The organism is Mycobacterium sp. (assembly GCF_035623875.1).
Taxonomy (GTDB): Bacteria; Actinomycetota; Actinomycetes; order Mycobacteriales; family Mycobacteriaceae; genus Mycobacterium.
The window spans coordinates 1-4,145 of sequence record NZ_DASPSP010000298.1; the positions used below are offsets into that span (position 1 = coordinate 1).

Genomic DNA, 4,145 nt, shown 5'->3' on the forward strand with positions numbered 1-4,145 from the left:
TGATGCGCCCTTCTGGCCTTACCGCTTCCTCCAAGATGGCGCGTACCTCAGCCTCTGTGCTGCGGCCGTGTCGCGCGGCGCGCACCCGAAGGGCGCGGTGCACCGCCACGGGCAAATTGCGCACTGTGAGGATTGCCATGAAGTTGATCTCCCAAGCTGCAGTCAATGCAGTCATCATACAAGTATGCGGTCACCTGCCGGGACCCGGATATGGCTTACCTCTGCCAATTGGACGTCGCTTCGCCGCTTAGCCAGATGGCGATGAGACAAGTGCTGACTAAGGCTGGGTCCGAGCTTGGCGTTGATTAGTTGCCGGTTGCGCTGCGTTGTCAGGGAGAGCTTGCAGCAGGGCACGTTCCCTGGCGAGTCGTAGTTCGGTGAGGAACGCTTGCAGCGGCGCGGTTTCGCGGGCGGTGCGTCGTGCGTCGATGATGACCAGAATGCGTCCGGTTCCAATCTGGACCTGGTAGTCGGCCTGGTCGGGGTGCTGTAGTTGGGTCGCGCCGACGGCGGTCTCCACGTTCCAGCCGGTGCCGGTGTCGCTCAGCACCGCGACTGCGTCGAGGTCAAAGGTTCGCCGGATCGAATCGACAGTCTCGCTGAGGTCGCGAGGCGAGGCCATGGCACGGGCGGCAAGCCTGGCCAGGTTGCGGGCCTCGGCGGCGGCGTGCGCGGTCCGGACCCCTTGACGGGTGAGCACGTCGACCAAGCCTCCGACCGCGAGCGCGACGATCCCGAACGTGATCAGGGCGACCAGATCGACCGCATTACTGACTCGCAGGGTGTGCACCGGCTGGGTGAAGAAGTAGTCGGACAGCAGGACGGCAACGGCGGTGGCCAGCAGGGCAGGCAGAACCCCGCCGAGCAGGGCCACGCAGAGCACCGCGAGCAGATTGCACAACAGTGCGCCGGTAAGCCCGAGCGGAGCGCGAAACGGGGTCAGACCGACCGTGATCGCCACGGGGCCGATGACCGCGAGGATCCACGCCGCCAGCCGGCGCAGCCCGGGAAGCGGCACCTGCCGCAGCGACGGGACGGTCAGCCTGAACGCCGCTCTTCGACGGGATCGTCGGCGGGCGGGGATGACATGAACCTCGACCGGGCCGGCGGTTCGGATCGCCTTGTTGATCACCGAGCCGTGCAGCAACTCTTGACGGCGCGACCGCCGGGTCGCGCCCAACACCAATTGGTGAGCGTTCTCGTTGCGGGCGAAATCCAGTACTGCGGCGGCGACATCGATGCCGGCCAATTCCGTGTAGTGGCCACCCAATTCGCCAAGCAGCCGGCGTTGGCTGGACAGCCATGCGGGCTCAGCCTCCGCCAGGCCTGTGGGTTCCCGCACGTGCACCCCGATCAGCTCGGCGCCGATCGGCGTGGCGATCTGTGCGGCCCGCCGCAGGACGTGCTCGCCCTCCGGGTCGCCGGTCAACGCGACGACGACGCGCTGCGAGGCAACCGCCGCCGATGGCCGGCTCGGTGCGACCGGGGGAGCGGCGCCGAGGTGACCGTGCCGCTGCAGCCAGCCCGTCGCGAGTTCGCGCAGCGCGGCCAACCGCTCGGCGGTGTAGAAGCCGGTCAGCGCGTGCGGGGCGGCGCCTGGCAGCAGGACATCGGTGTCGGCGATGCGGGCGCGCAACTGCTGCGGGGTGATGTCGAGGAACTCGATTTCGTCGGCGGCGGCCACGACCGCGTCGGGCACCGTCTCGTGTTGGGCGATGCCGGTGACTGCTTCGACAGCGTCGTTGAGGCTGTCGATGTGTTGCACGTTGAGCGCAGTGATCACATCGATACCAGCGGTTAGCAGCTCCTGCACGTCTTCCCAGCGTTTCTCGTGGCGGCTGCCCGGCACGCAGGTGTGGGCCAATTCATCGACCAGTAGCACCGCCGGACGTCGAGCCAGCACCTTGTCCACGTCGAGCTCGTCGAAGATGGACCCTCGGTGGCTGGTCTGGGCGAGCGGAATTTGCTTCAGCGTGGCGAGCATGGCCTGGGTGTCCGCGCGGCCGTGGGTCTCGACCAACCCCGCGACCACATCCACTCCCCGCTCAGCCAGGTGGTTGGCCTCAGCCAGCATGGCGTAGGTCTTTCCGGCTCCCGGAGCAACACCGAGATAGACGCGCAGCCGACCTCGGCTCACATTCGATGTCGAACCCGCCGACATTCCGCCGCTCATCGCGATCACCCTTCACTGCCACACGTCGGATCGAACCTACAGTTGGCAAACGCGCGCACGAAGGGCAGAAGGTCACCAGCCATAACAACCGACGATGCGACCGGGCCCAGTGCGCCTCGATCTTGCGGGCAAGCTCCGCGACGTGAACGTCATCGTGGGGGGCGGGTTAACCAGTTGTCTCGCGGCAGTGAGAATGATCGAGTGCCCCGGTTGGTTGGCGTACACCACGTCACTGTGCCGGCCAGCGATCCGCTGGCGGCCAGCGACTGGTATGTGCGGGTCTTCGATTTCGCCGAACTCTTGGTCGAGGAACTCGAAAACGAGGTAACGGCCGTGCTGCTGGAACATCCGTGCGGTGTCCGTCTGCTGCTGCGGCGCGCCGACGAGCCGCTGACCGCATTGCGTGGCTACCCGTTGTTCGGTCTGAGTGTCGCCAACCACGATGAGTTGCTGCGCTGGGTAGAGCGCTTCACCATGTTCGATGTCGAACACAGCGGTGTGCACCAGGCGCACCTGGGCTGGGCGGTGACCGTCACCGGCCCGGACCTGGTCCGTATCCAGCTCCACACCGAGGAGGGACCCAGCGGCGAAGCCGAGTAGGTGCGTGAAAGCGCTTTCGCCACAGCGCGTTTGAGAAGCCCTGAATCGCGCTGCAGCGCAGGTCGAAGTGAGCGGACCGCCGGAAGCCGTTGCGGCGGTGCATCGCACGCACTTCGGCATGTGAGTTCTACACAGTCCAGCGCACCTGCAGCGTAGGCGGTTTGCGGAACACCAGACCGCGCGGCGCGTTGGGGTAGTCGGGGTCGAGCCGCAGCCCAGGCAAGCGGTCCAGGAGTCGATCGACCGCGATCGTGGTTTCAGTCCTGGCGAGCTGTGCGCCCAGGCAAAAATGTGGACCCTGCGCGAAGGCAAGGTTGAGCCTGGCGTTAGCACGCCGGATGTCGAACCGGTCGGGGTCGCTGAACACGACCGGATCTCGGTTGGCGCCGGCGATCGATACGCTGACCAGGTCACCGCGCTGGATTCGACCGCCCCCCAGCTCGACGTCGCGGGTGGCGTAGCGGTCGACGATTGCGGCCGCCGGCTCCAACCGGATCGACTCCTCGATCGCGTTCGGCAAAAGATCGGCGTGCTCACGCACAAGTGGGACCGTCCCGGGGTCGCCGAGGAGATGCCGGACAGCGTTGAGAATCATGCCCTCCGCCGTGTCGATACCGCCGAACATCAACACCGCCGCGTTTGACGCGACCTCGTCCTGGCTTAGCCCTTCCGGCGCCCGCGCGGCCTCCCTCAGCAGCGAGGGTTCGTCGGTACAGTCGAGAGTCCGTGTCACAGCGGCCCGCAGCCGGGCGAACGCATCTGCGCCCGCCGCGGTGACTGGCCTGCCGGCGGTCACCTCGGACACCGCCGCCACGATCGCGGCGTACCAGGACAACACCGTGTCGGCGTTGACATCGCGCAGCCCGAGCGCCTCGGTCACCACCGCCACCGCGAGCGGACCGGCGAACTCGCGCCGTAGCTCGGCGCTGCCGGCGGGCCGAATCGCCGAGAGCAACCGATCGGCCTCCGCGTCGACGAACCCGGCGAACCGGTCCTGCACCCGCGCCGGGCGGAACGGATGCGCGAACGGCTCCCGGTGCCGCGTGTGGTCCGCGCCGTCGAGCGAAAGCATGCTCGCGCCGACCACCCGGGAAGTGGAGAACCGGGGATCGTCGACGGTGAAGGTAGTGGGATCCCGCAGCACCCTCACCGCAAGGTCGTACCGAGTGACCAACCACCCGCCCCGGACGGCGAGCCACGACACTGGCTCGTCCGTCCGCAGCCGCGCTAGCAGCGGGTGCGGGTCCTCCTGCAGCGCACGCAGGGTCGCGCCGCGCCCGATCGGGAACTTTTCGATAGCCACTTCGTAGCCATGATGGCGCGGCTTCGGCAAACGAACGTGTCCGTCGTAGAGTTTGAAACCGATTTAGTC

The 4,145-nt window shown here is 67.1% G+C and carries 4 protein-coding genes and 1 pseudogene; 2 read left to right on the forward strand and 3 right to left on the reverse strand.

Features of this window, described 5'->3' with window-relative positions:
* Both VEI45_RS23970 and VEI45_RS23975 read right to left on the reverse strand, forming a co-directional pair.
* On the reverse strand, positions 1–178 hold a 178-nt coding region (locus tag VEI45_RS23970; RefSeq protein ID WP_349256714.1), incomplete at its 3' end, for a FitA-like ribbon-helix-helix domain-containing protein.
* Between the two features lie 99 nt (positions 179–277).
* The gene (locus tag VEI45_RS23975) at positions 278–2,173 is read right to left on the reverse strand and encodes a sensor histidine kinase (protein WP_324857007.1); all 1,896 of its coding nucleotides are present in this window, start codon (positions 2,171–2,173) and stop codon (positions 278–280) included.
* 201 nt (positions 2,174–2,374) lie between these two features.
* Between VEI45_RS23975 and VEI45_RS23980 the strand changes: the two genes are divergently transcribed.
* Positions 2,375–2,773, forward strand: a complete 399-nt coding sequence (locus VEI45_RS23980; protein ID WP_324857008.1) for a VOC family protein — start codon at positions 2,375–2,377, stop codon at positions 2,771–2,773.
* A gap of 46 nt (positions 2,774–2,819) precedes the next feature.
* Positions 2,820–2,897, forward strand: a pseudogene (locus VEI45_RS23985) (TIGR03085 family protein); the annotation flags it as partial.
* Positions 2,898–2,900: 3 nt separating this feature from the next.
* On the opposite strand, the gene VEI45_RS23990 reads toward VEI45_RS23985, so the two are convergent.
* Complete coding sequence (locus VEI45_RS23990; RefSeq protein ID WP_324857009.1) at positions 2,901–4,076, reverse strand: cytochrome P450; 1,176 nt, start codon at positions 4,074–4,076, stop codon at positions 2,901–2,903.
* Positions 4,077–4,145: the final 69 nt, after the last annotated feature.